This is a genomic window from Jatrophihabitans sp. (assembly GCF_035474675.1).
Classification (GTDB): domain Bacteria; phylum Actinomycetota; class Actinomycetes; order Mycobacteriales; family Jatrophihabitantaceae; genus Jatrophihabitans_A.
The window spans coordinates 1-16,798 of record NZ_DATINC010000122.1 but is presented as its reverse complement, the minus strand read 5'-3'; the positions used below and the strand labels follow the sequence as shown (position 1 = coordinate 16,798).

Below are 16,798 nucleotides of genomic sequence, written 5' to 3'. Positions count from 1 at the left end.
CACCGCGCAGAACGGCCGGTACGGGCCCTACATCAAGCGCGGCAACGACTCCCGGTCGCTGGAGTCGGAGGAGCAGCTGTTCACCGTCACCCTGGAGCAGGCGCTGGCGATCTTCGCCCAGCCCAAGACCCGGGGCCGGCGGACCGCCGCCGCGGCGCCGCTGAAGGAGCTGGGCCCGGACCCGGTCTCCCAGAAGCCGATGGTGGTCAAGGACGGCCGGTTCGGCCCGTACGTCACCGACGGCGAGACCAACGCCTCGCTGCGCCGCGGCGACTCGATCGAGACGCTGACCGACGAGCGGGCCGCCGAACTGCTGGCTGACCGGCGGGCCCGCGGACCGGTGAAGAAGGCCACCAAGCGGACTGCCACCAAGAAGGCGCCGGCCAAGAAGACCGCCGCCAAGAAGGCCGGGGCTACGAAGACCGTCGCGAAGAAGGCCGCCGCCAAGAAGGTGCCCGCGAAGAAGGCCTAGCTTCCGGGCTCGTCCGTCGCGGTGGCTCGCTCCCGAACTGTCATAAGGATCGGTCGTTCTGGCGGTCGTTTGTTATGACGGTCGGCAGGCTGGGATCCGGGGTACGGCACACTGGACTTCATGGCTGGCAGTTACCACGAGATGGCGTTGTCCGGGTCGGTCGGCCGGGGTGCCGCCGCGTTCTCCTCGGCGTCGGCGGCGGTGCTCAGCCTGCGGATGCACCGCAAGGCCGGGGTGCGGATGACCATGCCTGGCGACAGGGTGAAGGTCGGAGACGTGGTCCGGATCGCCTTCGGCATCGGGCCGCTGGCGATCCACGGCTCGTGCGACGTGGTCTGGGTGGCCGAGGAGGCACGCAAGGCGGGTTTCCGGTACCGGACCCGGCCCGACCACCCCGAGGACGGCGAGGAGAGCTTCGTCGTGGCCTGGGCCGGCAATGACGAGGTGATCGTGCGGATCGACTCACGGGCCCGTCCGCAGAAGCTGATCATGCGGCTGGTCGGGCCGCTCGGCCGGCTCGGGGCGTTGCTGGTCAACCGGCGCTACCTCTGGGCGGTCCGCAGGATCGTGGCCGCCGAGACCGCGGCATCCCAGGCCGGCCCGGCATGACAGAGCAGCCGGAGCCGCTGCTGCGCGCGGTGGATGCCGTGGTGGTCAGGGTGCCGTCGCTGGAGGCGGGACTGGCGTTCTACCACGACGCGCTGGGGCACTCCCAGCTCTGGCGCACCGACACCATGCTGGGGCTGGGGTTCGGCGATTCCGAGACCGAGCTGGTGCTGGCCCTCGATACCGGACCCGAGACCGACCTGCTGGTCGAGTCCGTCTCCGACGCGGTGGCCCGGATCACCGGGGCCGGTGGCACGCTGGTTGCCGGTCCGGACGACATCGAGGTCGGCAAGGTGGCCGTGGTGGCCGACCCGTTCGGCAACCGGCTCACCCTGGTGGACCTGACCAACGGCCGGCTCCGCCCCGGTGCCTGAGCCCAGGACGGTTCAGTCCCGGCGGATCAGCCCAGTGAACCCCAGCGCTGCGGCGGTGGTGAGCACCCAACCGAGAGCAGAGGCGATCCAGCTGTAGACGGTTGTCCGGAAGCCCACCTTCGTTGAACCCGACACGGCCCAAAAGTCGGTCTGGTGAGTGCTGATGAGCGGAATGAGAACGTCGGCTGTGTAGGCCCACGGCGAGAAGCATGGGTAGTCAGGAGGGCAATGTGTAGTCGCGACTATCGGCCGAGCGCTCGCTGATCTATCGGCTGTACCAGCCGCCGCGGCTTGATGGATAGGTGCTCTGGTGGCGATGACTGCGTGGTCATGGCGAGCCGAGTTGAAGAGAAACACTCCTACCGCATAGAGCAGGATGAGTGCGGGCAGGGTCCGCTGCAGTGGGCGATAGCCGTAGGCGAGAAGCCCGTCGAAAAGGTATTCCGGCAGCCGCCGCCATAGATTCAGCTGCTGTCGCCGGCGCCGATTCTTGGCAATCATGACGTCCCGTGCTTCACGCTCATGGCCTTGAGAACGCAACGTGTGGGCAAGGTGCTCGTACGGCTGTGCCCGGTACTCAGGGTCTTGTTTCAGCCATCGAACTCGGCTTTTTGGTGACCAGCCGGTGTTGGCCACCCGATCGTAGGTGAAGTCAAGCAGGGATATGATCGAAAACTGCTGCCAGCTGCTCGCGTCGTCGGCAAGGTAACCGGTATGAGAGCCGATTAAGGAGACCTTTCCAGAAGATTCAGGGTTGATATGTGTAAGTCTTAAGACTCCGATTTGGGCGATATCGGCGGTGATCGCAAAACCGTCAGGGTTGATAACGGAACATTCGCTCAAGCTCAGTTGGCCAGGAATGGAGGCGCCGAGGAGTCGGACCTCGCCTTCGGCGCGGAATCCCGCTCCGCAAAGTAAGCCTTCTTTGACCTGTGCACCGTCGGCAACAATTGCATAGCCGAGAGGGTTGGTGAAGGTTCCTCCGGTCAGATCCAGCTGGCCGCCGATGGTGGCGCCTAGGAGTCGGACTCCGCCTTCGGCACGGAATCCGGCTCTGCAGACCATGTCGCCATCGATTTGGGCACCATCCATGCTGATCGCAAGGTCGTCGGGATTAGTAAAGGTGCCGCCAGTAAAGCTTAATTGGCCGCCGATGGTGGCGCCTAGGAGCCGGACCTCGCCTTCGGCACGGAATCCGGCTCTGCAGACTATGTTCCCGTTGACCTGAATACGGTCGGCGTTGATTGCATCGCCATGGGGGTTTGCAAAGGTGCCGCCGGTCAGCTCGAGCTGGTCGATGGTGGCGCCGAGAAGCCGGACCTCACCTTCGGCGCGAAATCCGGTCCTGCAGAACATCCCTCCGCCTATCCGTGCAGCATCGGCATAAATGGCACGGCCATTTGGGTTGGTAAATGTTCCTCCGGTCAGAACGAGCTGACCGCCGACGGTGGCGCTACGGAGTAGGACTTCACCTTCGGCGCGGAAGCCTGTCTTGCAGAAAATGTCTCCATGTATTCGGGCACCACCGGCGTCGATAGCATTGCCCTCAGGGTTTATGAAATTACTGCCTGTTAAATCAAGTTGGCCACCGATCACTGCATTTATTAGCGCGGTAGGTCCGGTCACTCGACCGGAGATGAATGTAAGATCGTACTTAACATTGGAGCCGGTACCATCGAGGCCCGGCAGGTGGCTACCTGATAGATCTATGTCAATCAACAGTGCTTTGGCGATGTCAAGGGGTGCAGTAAAGACACAGTTTTGAACCAGGAGTGGGCCCGATAGCTCACATAACCGAAGATCAAGTATTCCGGTGATTCGGGAACCGCGAATGCCGAGACCCGCGGGACGCATAGCTGACAACGCAAGTTCACGGAGGAACTCACCGCGAATGTCGATGAGTTCGTCCTCGTTTCCAGAACGCACGGTGAAATCGGCTACTCGGCCAGCTGCCACCTCGGCGGCTAGCCAGCGTTCGTCAGCATTGGCCGGTTTGATAGGCATGCCGGCCATGATGCCCGAATGCGACTACGAACGAGGCTAGGCCTGCTGGAACTCGATCCGGTTGCCGAACGGGTCGAAGGTGTGAAACCGCTTGACCCCGGGAATCTCGCCGTCGGCCTGCACGCACTCGTACCCCGCGCCGGTCAGCGAGGAGAACAGCGCGTCCAGCTGCGCCACCAGGAACGCCGGATGTGCCTTGCGTGCCGGGGTGAACGGCTCCTCGACACCCAGGTGCAGCACCGCGCTGCCGGCGGTGAACCAGCAGCCGCCCCGAACAGCCAGCACCGCCGGCTTGACGACCTCGGTCATGCCCAGCAGCGAGCCGTAGAACGCCCGCGCCGCGTCCTCACCGCCGGCCGGGATGGCCACCTGCACGTGGTCCAGTCCGAGAATCATCGCGCTCCCTCCGAGGGCTCGCCAGGCTTGTGCGCCACCACGAAGGTACGCAGGAACGGAAACACCGTGCCGAACGGCCGCGCCGGGTAGGCCTGCCGCAGCAGCGCGCCGTACTCAGAAACGAACTCGGCCGCCTCGGAAGCATCCAGCGCGGCCAGCACCGGCCGCAGCCCGGTGCCGCGCACCCACTCCAGCACGGGGTCCGGCCCGGAGAGCACGTGCAGGTACGACGTCTGCCAGGCGTTCACCCGCAGTCCGGCCGTAACGAGCAGTTCCAGGTACTCGGCAGGCTCGGCCACCGCGTCGGCGTGCCGCAGCACACCCGCCAACCGGGATGCCCACCGGTCCGAGCCCGCCAGCTCGCGCATCAGCCGGTGCGACGGCGAGCCGAAGTTGGCCGGGACTCCGAAGGCCAGCCAGCTACCGGCATTCAACTGCCCGGCCCACCGGACCAGCAGCTCCTGGTGCCCGGGCACCCACTGCAGCAGGGCGTTGCTGACCAGCACGTCCACCCCGCCGGCGTCGAAGTCGGCCGCGTCGCCCCACCCGAAGCTGAGCCGGTCACCGCCCACAGTCTGCTCGATCATCGCCGCCGAGGAGTCCAGTCCGCGCACTCGCGCGGCCGGCCAGCGCGAGGCCAGCACGGCGGTCAGCTCACCCGAACCGCAGCCCAGATCCACCACCACGCCAGGAGAACCAGCCCCGATCTGGCCGACCAGGTCGAAGAACGGCCGGCTGCGCTCGTCGCTGAACCTCGCGTACTGCGCCGGATCCCACTGCATGAGGCCACCTCTCAGGAAACTAGCTTGATATCAAGATAATATCCCTCGATGTCAAGAGACCGGCGCTAGACTGCCGAGGCATGACCGACGAAGTGGACGCGATCGCCGCCGCGTGGCTGGCCGAACGCCCGGATCTCGACGTCGAGCCGCTGCACGTGCTGAGCCGGATCAGCCGGCTGGCCCAACTGCTCGATGCGCAGCGCGCCCAGGCCTTCGCCAAACACGACCTGGCCGGTCACGAGTTCGACGTACTGGCGGCACTCCGCCGCTCCGGGCCACCCTACGAGCAGACCCCCGGCCAGCTGATCGAGGCCACCCACGTCACCTCCGGAACCATGACCAACCGGCTGGACCGGCTCGCCGAGCGCACCCTGATCGTCCGGCGGCCGCACCCGGACGACGGCCGGCAGTCGCTGGTCCGGCTGACCACGCTCGGCAAGCGCCGAGTGGACGCCGCCCTGGCAGAGCTACTGGCCTCCGAACGGGCGTTGCTCGCGGGGCTGTCCCCGGCACAGCGCAGATCGCTGGCCGCGGGCCTGCGCCGGCTGCTGCACACCCTGACCGTCCAGTAGAAACACACTTCGGCCCGCAGGAAGCGCCGGAACGAGCGCCCGAGCCCGATAGGCTGGATGCCGCCGAGCACGACACCGACCAGGAGTACGCCATCTCAGCCGAACCAGCCGCTGCGGGCACCGGACGCGGCCGCGACGCCAGCACGATGGTGTCCGGCTCCGGTGCGATCCGGGGCGTACTGCGCATCACCGACTTCCGCCGGCTGTGGTACTGCACCGGCCTGTCCAGCCTGGGCGACTGGCTGGGGCTGCTGGCCACCACGGCGCTGGCCACCCAGCTGGCCACCGGGTACCAGGCGCAGAACTACGCCTTGGGCGGCGTGCTGGTGGTCCGGCTGCTGCCTTCAGCCATCCTGGGGCCGCTGGCCGGGGCATTCGCCGACCGGTTCGACCGGCGCTACACCATGGTGGTCACCGACCTGCTGCGGTTCGTGCTGTTCCTGGCGATCCCGATCTTCTCGACGCTGCCGGTGCTCTACGTCGCGACCTTCCTGATCGAGTGCATCGGGCTGTTCTGGAACCCGGCCAAGGACGCCTCGGTGCCGAACCTGGTCCGCCGCGACCAGCTGGAGACCGCCAACCAGCTGAGCCTGATCACCACCTACGGCCTCACCCCGGTGCTGGCCGCCGCGCTGTTCAGCCTGCTGGCGCTGATCTCCGGACGGTTCAGCTTCTTCGGCACCCACCAGGTGGACCTGGCGCTGTACTTCAACGCCGCCACCTTCGCCGTCGGCGCGATCACCGTGCTGTTCATCCGGCAGATCTCCGGCCCGCGCGGCGGGACCGCCCGGGAGAGCCAGCCGAGCCTGTGGGCGATGCTGGCCGAGGGCGCCCAGTTCGTCCGGACCACCGGCCTGCTGCGCGGGCTGATCCTCGGCATCCTGGGCGGCTTCGCGGCCGGCGGGGCGGTGGTCGGCGCCGGCAAGACCTACGTCCGCAGCCTGGGCGGCGGCGACGCGGCCTACGGGGTGCTGTTCGGCACCGTGTTCGTCGGCATCGGGCTGGGCATGGCGCTCGGCCCGCGGGTGGCCCGTGAGGTGTCGCGGCGCCGGGTGTTCGGGCTGGCCATCGTGCTGGCCGGCAGCTGCCTGGCACTGGCGGCGGTGATGCCGCACGTGGTGCTGGCCATGGTCATGGTGCTCGGGGTCGGCTTCGGGGCCGGGGTCGGCTACCTGGCGGGCCTGACGCTGCTCGGCTCGGAGATCGCCGACGACATGCGCGGCCGGGTGTTCGCCTTCATCCAGTCCATGGTGCGGGTGGTGATGATCCTGGCGCTGGCGGCGGTGCCGGTGCTGGTCGGCACCATCGGCCAGCGGCGGCTGCCGGGCACCGACGGCACCGTGGACGGCACCCGGATCGTGCTGCTGGCCGCCGGCCTGCTGGCCGTGGTCACCGGCGTGCTGGCCTACCGGATGATGGACGAGCGCGGCCGGGTGCCGGTGCTCGCCGACCTGGTCACCTCGTTGCGGAGGGACTCCTCGGGCCGGCGGCGGCTGCAGTCCGGCGGGGTGCTGATCGCCTTCGAGGGCGGCGAGGGGGCCGGCAAGTCCAGCCAGATCTCCCTGCTCGCCGACGCGGTCCGGGCCACCGGACGCACCGTGGTGGTCACCCACGAGCCGGGCGCCACCGCGCTCGGCCGGCAGATCCGCCGGCTGCTGCTGGACTCCGACGAGCCGATCTCGCCGCGGAGCGAGGCGCTGCTGTTCGCCGCCGATCGGGCCCAGCACGTCGCCACGGTGATCCGGCCGGCCCTGGACCGCGGCGAGGTGGTGATCACCGACCGGTTCGTCGACTCCTCGCTGGCCTACCAGGGCGCCGGCCGGACGCTGCCCGCCGAGGACGTCAAGCGGCTGTCCCGGTGGGCCACCGAGGACCTGGTGCCCGACCTCACGGTGCTGCTGGACGTGCCGGCCGAGATCGGCCTGGCCCGGGCCCGCCGCCGGCAGGCCGGCCCCGCCGCCATCACCACCCCCGGGCTGGACCGGCTGGAGCGTGAGGCCCTGGACTTCCACGACCGGGTCCGGGCCGGCTACCGGGCCTTGGCAGAATCGGACCCGAACCGCTACCTGGTGCTGGACGCCGGCCGGTCGCTGGAGGAGCTGGCGGCAGCCATCCGGCTGCGGGTGCTCGCGCTGCTGTCCGGCACCCCGGCGGCGCCGGAGCTGGAGCCGGAGCCGGACCAGCCCCGGTCCGAGCGGGTTCCGGTTGACGGCGTGCCGGCCGAGGCGGGCCGGCGCGGCTCGCACGATGTGGCGGAGGCAGGGAAATGACGGTGTTCGGCGCGCTGATCGGCCAGGGCGGCGCGGTTGCCGAGCTGTCCCGGGCGGCCCGGGCAGCCGCGGACGTGGTCGCCGGCCGGCCGGTGCCGCCCGGCGCGGTGACCCATGCCTGGCTGTTCACCGGCCCGGCCGGTTCCGGTCGCTCGGTGGCGGCCCGGACGCTGGCTGCCGCGCTGCAGTGCGACCGGGCCGAGCAGCTAATGGCGGCGGGGCCGGACGCCACCCCGGGGTGCGGCGAGTGCAGCTCCTGCCATTCGGTGCGGGCCGGCGCTCACCCCGACGTCCGGTCGGTGGTGCCGGAGGGGCTGTCGATCGGGGTCGGCGAGATGCGGGCGGTGGTGGCCATGTCGGCCCGGCGGCCGTCGATGGGCCGCTGGCAGGTGGTGGTCATCGAGGACGCCGACCGGCTCACCGAGGGCGCCGCCAACGCGCTGCTCAAGGCCGTCGAGGAACCGCCGGAGCGCACCATGTTCCTGCTCTGCGCACCCTCCACCCACCCGGACGACGTGATCGTCACCATCCGGTCCCGGTGCCGGGTGGTGGGCCTGCGCATCCCGCCGGCGGACGCGATCGCCGAGGTGCTGGTCGCCGACGGGATCGACGCCGAGACCGCGCACTGGGCCGCGCAGGCCTCGCAGGGTCACGTCGGCCGGGCCCGCCGGCTGGCCCGCGACCCGGAGGCCAGGAAGCGGCGGGCCGAGGTGCTGGCCATCCCGGCCCAGCTGACCTCGCTGCACGCCTGCTTCGAGGCGGCCGACCACCTGGTGCAGGCTGCCGAGGCCGAGGCCCGGGCGCTGACCACCGACCTGGACGCCTCGGAGACCGACGAGCTCAAGCTGGCCCTGGGTGCCGGCGGCACCGGCAAGGGCGCGGCGGCGGCGGTCCGGGGCAGCGCCGGGGCACTGCGCGACCTGGAGCGGCGGCAGAAGTCCCGGGCCACCCGGCTGCAGCGCGACGCCCTGGACCGGGCCCTGGTGGACCTGGCCGGTTTCTACCGGGACGTGCTGCTGGTGCAGGCGGGCTCGCCGGTGCTGGCCGCGCACCCCGAGGTGGCCCCGCAGGTGTCGGTGGTGGCCCGCTCGCTGGACCAGACCGGCGCGCTGGTGCGGTTGGAGCAGGTGCTGGCCTGCCGGGAGGCCATCGAGCTGAACGTCAAGCCCAAGATCGCCGTCGAGGCGCTGACCGCGGCGCTGCGGCTTCCCTGAGGCGTTTTGCCCGTTAGGGCAATGCCGATACCACTCGGGCGTTGCCCGCATCACCTCAGACCCCTCGGCAGGGATTACGCTTCCGGCATGAGCCTGATCTGTGCGGTGACATTCACCGACCGCGGCCGGCTCTACTACGCCGATCCCGGGGCCCTGACGCCGGCCGTCGGCGACTACGTCCTGTACCCCACCACCGAGGGCCCGGAGGTGGCGCAGGTGATGTGGGCGCCGCAGTGGAGCTCGGCCGAGATCGGCGGCCTGCCGATGCTGGTCGGGATGGCGGGCCCCGACGACCTCGCCGCACTCGCGTCCGGGCGCAAGAAGCGGGCGGAGGCCCGGGTGGCGGCCCGCCGGCTGATCCGCGAGCACGGGCTGCCGATGAAGATCGTCGGCGTCGACCACGTGCTCGCTGACAACCGCACGGTGATCTACTTCTCCGCCCCGCACCGGGTGGACTTCCGGTCGCTGGTCCGCGACCTCGGCGCCACCCTGCGCGGCCGGGTGGAGTTGCGCCAGCTCTCCTCGCGCGACGAGGCGAGGGTGATCGGCGGCATCGGCTCGTGCGGCCGGGACCTGTGCTGCTCGACGTTCCTGGTCGACTTCGAGCCGGTGTCGGTGCGGATGGCCAAGGACCAGGACCTGCCGCTGAACCCGCTGCGGATCTCCGGGGCGTGCGGGCGGCTGATGTGCTGCCTGAAGTTCGAGCATCCGCTGTACCAGGACTACAACTCCCGAGCGCCCGAGATCGGCTCGTGCGTGTCCACCCCGGACGGCGAGGCCACCGTGCTGGGGCATTCGGTGCCGACCGATTCGGTGGTGCTGCGGATGAACGCCGACGGCCGGCGGTCCGTCTGCGCGCTGGCCTCGGTGTGCTCCTCGCGCAAGGCGCACGACCAGCAGTACGGCGACGGAACGGTGGGCTCGGCGCAGGCCAGCCCACACGGCAGCATCCCGGCGAGTGGTCCGCTGCCCAGCTGAGGTGCTGTAGTTATCAGCTTCCACGGGCCTGGCGGCCGGTCGAACACACCTAGTGCGTTCGTCACGCACTGGGGGCGTGAGAGGGCAATCGAATCGAAGTAACTACTAATCATTAATAGAAGACACTTGCTATCACTGAAATCAGATGTTAGTATCTTGCTATGAGAAGCAGCACAGTGTTGCTTCTAATAGCGAAAGGTAATAGTTATGCACGTCTCTATCAGTGTTGACCCTGAAGCTGACGACCCCGCCGTCGTGGGTTTGCAGATCGCTAGGGTGTTTGGGTTCGACACCATCGAAGATTTCGCTGCAGCCGCAGCAGAAGTCGAAGAAGAAGAACCCGAAGAGGAAGCGATCGAACTCCCCACCTCGTACCCCGCGGGCTGGAACAAGGCAAAGATGCGCAGGTATATGCGGGCTATGAGGAACACGGCAGCGAAGGCCACGGCAGTTATAGCTGCGAACGCGCCGGCCGTGGAAGCGAGCGTCGTACAAGAAGCCGTAGGGATGTCCGGACCGGAGTACGCAGGGTCTATGGCGTCAGCCGGCTTCGCTGCACGCAACACCAGGGGGGTAACCGACAAGCCGTGGGAGAAGCGCGGGTCCACTTACACCATTGACCCTACGCTAGCGAAGCTCGTGCTAGAGGTAGCTGACGAACTCGGCATTGAGTACTGATTGCTCCCTCAGTCAGCTCCCTGCCTGGCACCGCGGCCGAACACCCATTCGCGCAGCAGCACGAACCGCAGCACGGTCGCGGCCAGATTGGCCAGCACCAGCACGGTGATCTCCAGTCCCAGATGCGGCGTGGAGTTCACCGCGTGCAGCACCGCCAGCGCACCGCTGGTCAACGCGAGCCCCAGCCCGAACACCACCAGGCCCTGCAGCTGGTGCCGCCCGGCGCCTGCCGTACCGGTGATGCCGAAGGTGAACCGCCGGTTGACCGCGGTGTTGCCCACCGCCGTCACCGCCAGCGCCACCAGATTGGCCAGCTGCGCTCCCAGCGCCCCTCGGCCGAAGGCGAACAGCAGCAGGTAGGCCACCGTGCTCAGCACTCCGACGGCACCGAACCGGACGGCCTGGCGCAGCAGTCCCGGCGCCACCCCGGCCGTCGCGGCGACCGGCAGCGGCTGGCGGCCGAACTGGGTGCGGATCTCGGCCAGCGGCAACGCCCCGGTCGCCAGTGCCCGGCCCAGCCGGGCCACCCCGCGCAGGTCGGCGAGCGCGGTGCTGACGATGTCCACCCGCGAGTCGGGATCATCCACCCAGTCCACCGGCACCTCGGAGATCCGCAGCCCGCAGCGTTCGGCCAGCACCAGCAGTTCGGTGTCGAAGAACCAGCTGGTGTCCTGCACCAGCGGCAGCAGCGTGCGCGCGACGTCGGCACGCACCGCCTTGAAACCGCACTGTGCGTCGGAGAACCGGGTCAGCAGGGTGCTGTGCAGAATCAGGTTGTAGCAGCGGGAGATCAGCTCGCGCTTGGTGCCGCGCACCACCCGGCTGTGCCGGGACAGCCGGGAGCCGATCGCGACGTCGGAGTGCCCGGATATCAGCGGCGCGACCAGCGGCAGCAGGGCGTTGAGGTCGGTGGACAGGTCCACGTCCATGTAGGCCACCACGTCGGCCCGCGAGGCCAGCCACACCGCGCTCAGCGCCCGGCCACGGCCCTTCTGCTCCAGCCGGACGTGCTTTACCTCGGGCAGGTCGCGGCTCAGCCGGGCGGCCACCAGCGGGGTGGAGTCGGTGCTGGCATTGTCGGCGATGGTGATCTGGAACCGGTACGGGAAGTGCTGTGCCAGATGGGCATGCAACCGCCGCACGCACGGCTCCAGGTCGGTCTCCTCGTTGAAGACCGGAATGGTGACGTCCAGGGTCAGCCGGTCGGATTCCGGCTGGACTGCAAGGGGAGTGCGCGCGGCGAGCGAGGTCATGGCACCAGCCTCGGGCGGCTGGCTTGCCTACCGTTGTGGTGAGCCTGTGCGCTTGCTGGGAGTGCTGCGAGCTGTCAGCTGGCCGGACGTCGTCCCGACAGCGCCGTCGCTGGGCCGAGCTGGAATCGGGTCCGGCCGGCCCTCGGTCAGCCGGACCGCGCGATGGCATCCTCGTCACTGTCGGCGGCGTCCAGGTAGACGTTGGCCATCATCCTGGCGCCGCTCGTCGTCCAGTAGGCGTAGATCACCTGCCGTACCCGGTACCGGACGTCGTCGAGCTGAATCTCCTCTCCCACCTCCGGGACGCGCCCCTCGAAGGTTTGTTCCCTGGCTTCGTCATCGACGAAGAACTGAATCTGTCCACTCATCCAGCCAGTCTGCTTCGCCAAGCCGGTAGCCGCAATCGCCCCTGTGCAGCACCGTGCCCCGGACGCGTGCCGGGCGTCCGAGGCGCGGTGGCCGTCCAGCAGAAGGGTGAGCTGGATGCGTCCGGTGATCAGCCGGTGGGCTGGGTGAGGTCGTAGAGGGTGGTGCCGCCGACGGTGGCCGCGGTGAAGTTGCTCTGCACCCAGCTCGAGATCTGCGACGAGGTGTTGCTGCCGCCGTTCTGGTTTCCGAAGCCACCGCCGCCGAAACCGCCACCGGTGATGAAGTAGTGGATCCTGCCGGCATTCACCAGCGCCTGGAACTCGGCCAGGGTGGGGGACGGATCGCTGCCGTTGAAGCCGCCGATCGCCATCACCGGCTTCTCGGTGGCCAACTGGAAGCCGGCCGCGCTGTTGGAACCGACCGCCGCCGCGACCCAGGTGTAGTCCGATGCGTTCGCCTTCAGCGCGTTCACCACCGCCGCGGACGGGGTGCTGGCGTTGAGCAGGCCACCCGCGCCGCCGGCACGGTTTCTGCCTGCCGCGCCTGGGAACTGTCCGCCACCGAAGCCACCGGCCGGCGGGGTGAAGCCACCACCGGCCTGGAAGCCGCCCGGCCGCTGCCCGTTGAACCGCTGGCCACCCGGCCCGCCACCCGGTCCGCCGAAGCCACCGGCGCCGGCCGGTCCGGCACTCGGGATGGCGCCGGTGTGCGGCGTCCGGGCCGTCGACACCGCGTACGCGGTGGGGGCGGCCAGCGAGGCGACCAGCGCGACGGCCACCACGGCCAGCGCCACCCGGCGGGTGAACTGGGAGACCACCAGCAGCATCAGCGCGCTGCCGGCGGCGGCCATCAGCACGGCGTAGCGCAGCCACGGCAGCCAGGTCGGCGTCCGGTCGAGCAGCAGGTACTCCCAGACCCCGGCCAGCAGCACGCTGCCGGCCAGCAATGCGCTGGCGGCCACCCGGTCCCGATGCCGCCACAGCACCGCCGCGGCCACCCCGATGACGCCGCCGATCGCCGGTGCGAGGGCCACCGTGTAGTACGGGTGGATGATGCCCTTGGCGTAGCTGAACACCAGCCCGGTGACCAGCAGCCAGCCACCCCACATCAGCAGCGCGGCCCGGGACAGGCCGGTACGCGGGGTGCGCCGGGTGAACCACAGGCCGGCGCCGAGCAGCAGCAGCGCGGACGGCAGCAGCCAGGAGATCTGGGTGCCCATGTCGGTGCCGAACAGCCGCAGCGCGCCGGTCGCGCCCCACCGTCCGGTGCCGCCGCCGCCCCCGCCGACGCTGCCTGTCTCGTTGCCGGTCAGCCGGCCGAAGCCGTTGTAGCCGAGGGTGAGCTCGAGGATCGAGTTGTTCTGCGAGCCGCCGATGTAGGGCCGGTCCGCGGCCGGGATCAGCGTGACGATCGCGATCCACCAGCCGGCCGAGACGACCAGCGCGGCGCCGGCGGCCAGCAGCTGGCCGATCCGGGCCCGCACCGGGTTGGGCGCGGCCACCAGGTAGGCCAGCGCGAACGCGGGCACCACCAGCAGGGCCTGCAGCATCTTGGTGAGGAAGCCGAAACCGGTCAGCACCCCCACCAGCAGCAACCACTTCGTCGACGCGGTTTCCAGCGCCCGGACCAGGCAGTACGCGCCGGCCACCATCAGCAGCACCAGCAGCGCGTCCGGGTTGTTGAAGCGGAACATCAGCGCGGCGACCGGGCTGGTGGCCAGCACCGCGCCGGCGATCAGGCCGGCGGCCGGGCCCGAGGTGCGGCGCACCGTCAGGTACAGCAGGCCGACCGCGGCCACCCCTTCCAGGGCCTGCGGAACGAGCAGGCTCCACGAGCTCAGCCCGAAGATCCGCACCGACAGCGCCATGATCCACAGCGCGGCGGGCGGCTTGTCGACGGTGATCGAGTTGGCGGCGTCGGAGGATCCGAAGAACAGCGCCTTCCAGCTGGCCGAGCCCGCCTGGGCGGCCGCCGAGTAGAACGAGTTGGCCCAGCCGGACGCTCCGAGGCCCCACAGGTACAGCAGCGCGGTCGCCGCCAGCAGGACGAGCACCGAGGGCCGGACCCAGGCCGGGTCGCCGATCCGGCCGCGCATCACGGTGGCGATCCGGTTGGGCCGCCGGACGGGCGGGGCGAACTGCGAGGCACCCGGGGCCGGCGGGGCGGGTGCGAGATAGGTAGGTGCGGTCATGTCAGACAGGGTTTCCAGCCAAGCTTGCCGCAGTCTGTGAACCGACTGGACTTATCCCATGGATCGGCAGCTCGACGGTGAACACGGTGTCGCCAGGGCTGCTGTGCACCACGATCCGGCCGTGGTGGGCGGCCACCACCGCCGCCACGATGGCCAGCCCCAGCCCGGTACTGCCGGCGGCGCGGGACCGGGACTGCTCGCCGCGGGAGAACCGCTCGAAGATGTCGGGCATCAGCTCGGCCGGGATGCCGGGCCCGTCGTCGTGCACCGCCAGCACCGCCAGATTGGCTTGCCGGGACAGCGAAATCCGGACCGTGGTACCCGGCGGGGTGTGGGTGCGGGCATTGGCCAGCAGGTTGGTGACGACCTGGTGCAGCCGCGGCGCGTCGCCGAGCACCACCACCGGCTCGACCGGGACGGCCAGCTGCCAGTGGTGCCGCGGGCCGGCGGCGTGCGCGTCGCTGGTGGCGTCCACCGCGAGCCGGGTCAGGTCCACCTCGGCCGACTCCAGCGGCCGGCCGGCGTCCAGTCGGGCGAGCAGCAGCAGGTCGTCCACCAGGGCGGTCATCCGGCCGGCCTCGGACTCCACCCGGCTCATGGCGTGCGCGATGTCCGGCGGCGCGGCGTCGCGGCTGCGCCGGGTCAGCTCGGCGTAGCCGCGGATCGAGGCCAGCGGGGTGCGCAGCTCGTGGCTGGCGTCGGCGACGAACTGCCGTACCCGGGTCTCGCTGCGGTGCCGGGCGTTGAGCGCCTCGTTGACGTTCTCCAGCATCCGGTTCAGCGCCACCCCGACCTGGCCCACCTCGGTGTGCGGGTTGGGGTCGGGCACCCGTTCGGCGAGTGCCACCTCGCCCTCGTCCAGGGGAAGTTCGGCGACCCGGCTGGCGGTGGCGGTGACCCGTTGCAGCGGCCGCAGCGCCAGCCGCACGATCAGGGTGCCGACCAGGCCTGCGATGACGACGCCCAGCAGCGCCAGCGCGGTGATGGCCAGGGTGAGGTCGGCCAGCGTGCTGGAGACCTCGGAGAGCGAGAAGCCGGAGATCAGCACGTCGCCGTCCGGCATGGTCCTGGCGAGGACACGATAGTCGCCCAGGCCGGGCAGCTCCACCGAGTGCGGCCGGCCGTCGGCGGGCAGGGTGAGCAGCCGTTGCTGCACGGCGGTGCTCAGCGCCGGCCGGGTGTTGCTGCCGTCCTGCAGGGCGGAGGCTTCTACCGTGCCGCCCTGGATCACCGCACCGATGCTGCCGATCGGGTTGCCCGGCGGCAGCAGGTAGCGGCCCGGGTCGTCGTCCCGCGGTGAGTCGGGACCGAAGCGCTGGTGGCCGGCGTCGCGGGCCGACATGCCGCCGGCGGCGACCAGTTGCTTGTCGAGCTGGTTGGTCAGCGACCGGCTCAGCGCCACCTCGGTGAAGAAGCCGATGCCGGCGCACAACACGATCAGCAGGCCCAGGAAGCTGGCGATCAACCGGGCCCGCAACGACCAGTCGCGCAACGGGGGGAGCCGGCGCGGGTGGACAGTCACCTCAGCCGGCGGGACGCAGCACGTAGCCGACGCCGCGCAGGGTGTGGATCATCGGATCCCGGCCGGCGTCGATCTTCTTGCGCAGGTAGGAGATGTAGATCTCGACCACGTTGGCCTGGCCGCCGAAGTCGTAGTTCCACACCCGGTCCAGGATCTGGGCCTTGGACAGCACCCGGCGGGAGTTGCGCATCAGGTAGCGCAGCAGCTCGAACTCGGTGGCGGTCAGCGAGATCTCCTCGCCGTTCCGCATCACCTCGTGGCTCTCCTCGTCCAGGGTCAGGTCGCCGACGGTGAGCACCGAGCCGCTGTGCGCGGCGGCGATCGAGGTGCGCCGCATCAGGCCGCGGACCCGGGCCACCACCTCCTCCAGGCTGAACGGCTTGGTGACGTAGTCGTCGCCGCCGGCGGTGAGCCCGGCGATCCGGTCCTCCACCGCGTCCTTGGCGGTCAGGAACAGCACCGGCAGGTTCGGCGCGTCGTCGCGCAGCCGGCGCAGCACCTCCAGGCCGTTGAGGTCGGGCAGCATCACGTCGAGCACCACCGCGTCCGGCTTGAACTCCCGGGCGGTGCGCACGGCGGTCAGGCCGTCGTGGGCGGCCCGGATGTCCCAGCCCTCGTAGCGCAGGGCCATGGTGAGCAGGTCGGCGAGGTTGGGCTCGTCGTCGACGACCAGTACCCGGACCGGGGTGCCGTCGGTACGCAGCAGGGATGAGGGGCGCGGGACGCTGGTGGTAGTCACCTCGGCAGGATGCGTGGCCGGCCTAGCCGCCGGCTGTGGCAATCCTGTGGGCATCCTGTGGGAGTTCTGCGGCCGGGCTGGCGTGGCCTGAGGGTGCTGGTGCGGGCGGCCTTGGTTGTGGGCGTCGCCTCCGGACCCGCTAGACTGCGACCGTCGCGGTTCGCCGTGCGCCGCCTTAGCTCAGTCGGCAGAGCGTCTCACTCGTAATGAGAAGGTCTAGGGTTCGATTCCCTAAGGCGGCTCCGTTGTACGCCATCAGCGGCCCTGGAGGGCAACGCCCTACCCATGGGCTCGGCCCTCTGGAAGGTAGCCATGCCTCATCGACCCACCGCGGGCAGGCCTGTCGAGGCCGTCCGCGCGGTGCGGGGCTCGAGCGAG

Annotated in this window: 16 protein-coding genes and 1 tRNA gene; 9 read left to right on the top strand and 8 right to left on the bottom strand. The window is 69.9% G+C overall.

Annotation, left to right across the window (positions count from 1 at the left end):
* The 3 genes from VLJ82_RS14675 to VLJ82_RS14665 all read left to right on the top strand — a co-directional run.
* A partial coding sequence (locus VLJ82_RS14675; protein WP_408664106.1) for a topoisomerase C-terminal repeat-containing protein occupies positions 1-472 on the top strand: 472 nt, incomplete at its 5' end.
* A gap of 120 nt (positions 473-592) precedes the next feature.
* Positions 593-1,081 (top strand): DUF1990 family protein, encoded by a 489-nt coding sequence (locus tag VLJ82_RS14670; protein WP_408664105.1) that lies wholly within the window; start codon positions 593-595, stop codon positions 1,079-1,081.
* Positions 1,078-1,452: a VOC family protein gene (locus VLJ82_RS14665; protein WP_408664104.1), complete on the top strand. Its 375-nt coding sequence runs from the start codon at positions 1,078-1,080 to the stop codon at positions 1,450-1,452. The genes VLJ82_RS14670 and VLJ82_RS14665 overlap by 4 nt, the downstream gene beginning before the upstream one ends.
* Positions 1,453-1,464: 12 nt before the next feature.
* Here VLJ82_RS14665 and VLJ82_RS14660 read toward each other — a convergent pair whose 3' ends face one another.
* From VLJ82_RS14660 to VLJ82_RS14650, 3 genes are read right to left on the bottom strand one after another with little or no spacing between them, the layout of a single operon-like run.
* Positions 1,465-3,456, bottom strand: a complete 1,992-nt coding sequence (locus VLJ82_RS14660) for a hypothetical protein (RefSeq protein WP_408664103.1) — start codon at positions 3,454-3,456, stop codon at positions 1,465-1,467.
* A 36-nt stretch (positions 3,457-3,492) separates the two neighbouring features.
* The gene (locus VLJ82_RS14655) at positions 3,493-3,852 is read right to left on the bottom strand and encodes a VOC family protein (protein WP_408664102.1); all 360 of its coding nucleotides are present in this window, start codon (positions 3,850-3,852) and stop codon (positions 3,493-3,495) included.
* The gene (locus tag VLJ82_RS14650) at positions 3,849-4,634 is read right to left on the bottom strand and encodes a methyltransferase domain-containing protein (protein WP_408664101.1); all 786 of its coding nucleotides are present in this window, start codon (positions 4,632-4,634) and stop codon (positions 3,849-3,851) included. The genes VLJ82_RS14655 and VLJ82_RS14650 overlap by 4 nt, the downstream gene beginning before the upstream one ends.
* A gap of 80 nt (positions 4,635-4,714) precedes the next feature.
* On the opposite strand from VLJ82_RS14650, the gene VLJ82_RS14645 reads away from it, so the two are divergent.
* The 5 genes from VLJ82_RS14645 (at position 4,715) to VLJ82_RS14625 (ending at position 10,346) form a co-directional block, all read left to right on the top strand.
* Positions 4,715-5,206: a MarR family winged helix-turn-helix transcriptional regulator gene (locus VLJ82_RS14645; protein ID WP_408664100.1), complete on the top strand. Its 492-nt coding sequence runs from the start codon at positions 4,715-4,717 to the stop codon at positions 5,204-5,206.
* 146 nt (positions 5,207-5,352) lie between these two features.
* Positions 5,353-7,476 carry a dTMP kinase gene (gene tmk / locus VLJ82_RS14640; protein WP_408664099.1) on the top strand — a complete coding sequence of 708 codons (2,124 nt, stop codon included), beginning with the start codon at positions 5,353-5,355 and terminating at the stop codon, positions 7,474-7,476.
* Positions 7,473-8,690 (top strand): DNA polymerase III subunit delta', encoded by a 1,218-nt coding sequence (locus tag VLJ82_RS14635; protein WP_408664098.1) that lies wholly within the window; start codon positions 7,473-7,475, stop codon positions 8,688-8,690. The genes tmk and VLJ82_RS14635 overlap by 4 nt, the downstream gene beginning before the upstream one ends.
* 87 nt (positions 8,691-8,777) lie before the next feature.
* Positions 8,778-9,668 (top strand): PSP1 domain-containing protein, encoded by an 891-nt coding sequence (locus tag VLJ82_RS14630; RefSeq protein ID WP_408664097.1) that lies wholly within the window; start codon positions 8,778-8,780, stop codon positions 9,666-9,668.
* A gap of 207 nt (positions 9,669-9,875) precedes the next feature.
* Positions 9,876-10,346: a hypothetical protein gene (locus VLJ82_RS14625; RefSeq protein WP_408664096.1), complete on the top strand. Its 471-nt coding sequence runs from the start codon at positions 9,876-9,878 to the stop codon at positions 10,344-10,346.
* A gap of 8 nt (positions 10,347-10,354) precedes the next feature.
* Here the strand turns inward: VLJ82_RS14625 and VLJ82_RS14620 are convergent, their stop codons facing one another.
* The 5 genes from VLJ82_RS14620 to VLJ82_RS14600 all read right to left on the bottom strand — a co-directional run bounded on the left by VLJ82_RS14620 (position 10,355) and on the right by VLJ82_RS14600 (position 16,474).
* Positions 10,355-11,599: a glycosyltransferase gene (locus VLJ82_RS14620; RefSeq protein WP_408664095.1), complete on the bottom strand. Its 1,245-nt coding sequence runs from the start codon at positions 11,597-11,599 to the stop codon at positions 10,355-10,357.
* A gap of 146 nt (positions 11,600-11,745) precedes the next feature.
* Complete coding sequence (locus VLJ82_RS14615) at positions 11,746-11,967, bottom strand: hypothetical protein (RefSeq protein WP_408664094.1); 222 nt, start codon at positions 11,965-11,967, stop codon at positions 11,746-11,748.
* Between the two features lie 128 nt (positions 11,968-12,095).
* Positions 12,096-14,159, bottom strand: a complete 2,064-nt coding sequence (locus tag VLJ82_RS14610) for an ArnT family glycosyltransferase (protein WP_408664093.1) — start codon at positions 14,157-14,159, stop codon at positions 12,096-12,098.
* Between the two features lies 1 nt (position 14,160).
* Positions 14,161-15,681, bottom strand: a complete 1,521-nt coding sequence (locus tag VLJ82_RS14605; RefSeq protein WP_408664092.1) for a sensor histidine kinase — start codon at positions 15,679-15,681, stop codon at positions 14,161-14,163.
* A 1-nt stretch (position 15,682) separates the two neighbouring features.
* Positions 15,683-16,474 (bottom strand): response regulator transcription factor, encoded by a 792-nt coding sequence (locus VLJ82_RS14600; RefSeq protein WP_408664091.1) that lies wholly within the window; start codon positions 16,472-16,474, stop codon positions 15,683-15,685.
* Positions 16,475-16,589: 115 nt separating this feature from the next.
* Between VLJ82_RS14600 and VLJ82_RS14595 the strand changes: the two genes are divergently transcribed.
* A tRNA-Thr gene (locus VLJ82_RS14595) sits at positions 16,590-16,662 on the top strand.
* Positions 16,663-16,798 lie beyond the last annotated feature (136 nt).

Bases quoted from the DNA above. Each gene is read 5' to 3' on its own strand.
- VLJ82_RS14670 (WP_408664105.1), top strand. From the start codon at position 593: ATGGCTGGCAGTTACCACGAGATGGCGTTGTCCGGGTCGGTCGGCCGG.
- VLJ82_RS14665 (WP_408664104.1), top strand. From the start codon at position 1,078: ATGACAGAGCAGCCGGAGCCGCTGCTGCGCGCGGTGGATGCCGTGGTG.
- VLJ82_RS14660 (WP_408664103.1), bottom strand. From the start codon at position 3,456: ATGCCTATCAAACCGGCCAATGCTGACGAACGCTGGCTAGCCGCCGAG.
- VLJ82_RS14655 (WP_408664102.1), bottom strand. From the start codon at position 3,852: ATGATTCTCGGACTGGACCACGTGCAGGTGGCCATCCCGGCCGGCGGT.
- VLJ82_RS14650 (WP_408664101.1), bottom strand. From the start codon at position 4,634: ATGCAGTGGGATCCGGCGCAGTACGCGAGGTTCAGCGACGAGCGCAGC.
- VLJ82_RS14645 (WP_408664100.1), top strand. From the start codon at position 4,715: ATGACCGACGAAGTGGACGCGATCGCCGCCGCGTGGCTGGCCGAACGC.
- tmk (WP_408664099.1), top strand. From the start codon at position 5,353: ATGGTGTCCGGCTCCGGTGCGATCCGGGGCGTACTGCGCATCACCGAC.
- VLJ82_RS14635 (WP_408664098.1), top strand. From the start codon at position 7,473: ATGACGGTGTTCGGCGCGCTGATCGGCCAGGGCGGCGCGGTTGCCGAG.
- VLJ82_RS14630 (WP_408664097.1), top strand. From the start codon at position 8,778: ATGAGCCTGATCTGTGCGGTGACATTCACCGACCGCGGCCGGCTCTAC.
- VLJ82_RS14625 (WP_408664096.1), top strand. From the start codon at position 9,876: ATGCACGTCTCTATCAGTGTTGACCCTGAAGCTGACGACCCCGCCGTC.
- VLJ82_RS14620 (WP_408664095.1), bottom strand. From the start codon at position 11,599: ATGACCTCGCTCGCCGCGCGCACTCCCCTTGCAGTCCAGCCGGAATCC.
- VLJ82_RS14615 (WP_408664094.1), bottom strand. From the start codon at position 11,967: ATGAGTGGACAGATTCAGTTCTTCGTCGATGACGAAGCCAGGGAACAA.
- VLJ82_RS14610 (WP_408664093.1), bottom strand. From the start codon at position 14,159: ATGACCGCACCTACCTATCTCGCACCCGCCCCGCCGGCCCCGGGTGCC.
- VLJ82_RS14600 (WP_408664091.1), bottom strand. From the start codon at position 16,474: ATGCCCACAGGATTGCCACAGCCGGCGGCTAGGCCGGCCACGCATCCT.